Annotated in this window: 1 protein-coding gene; it reads left to right on the plus strand. The window is 71.4% G+C overall.

Translation table 11 applies throughout. The features are described from left to right. Positions 1-287 (plus strand): inositol monophosphatase family protein (locus JQK15_RS26685; RefSeq protein WP_285236608.1); only part of this gene is annotated, 287 nt, incomplete at both ends.

Raw genomic sequence — 287 nt, forward strand, 5'->3', positions numbered from 1 at the left:
GACGCGGACCTCGCCGCCCATCTCGCCGACACCGCCGGCCGCCTGTTGCTGGAGGTCCGCGCCTCGGGCCTGTTCAGCGCCAAGGCGCTCGGCAAGGCCGGCGACCAGACCGCCAACCAGTTCCTCGTCCATGCGCTGCGGGAACAGCGGGCCGAGGATGGGTTGCTCTCCGAGGAGATGGCCTGTGATGGGGCGCGGCTCCAGCACAGCCGCGTGTGGATCGTCGACCCGGTCGACGGCACCCGCGAATATGGCGAGGAACGCGCCGACTGGGCCGTCCATGTCGG

This window comes from Sphingobium sp. BHU LFT2 (assembly GCF_018604485.1).
Classification (GTDB): Bacteria; Pseudomonadota; Alphaproteobacteria; order Sphingomonadales; family Sphingomonadaceae; genus Sphingobium; species Sphingobium yanoikuyae_A.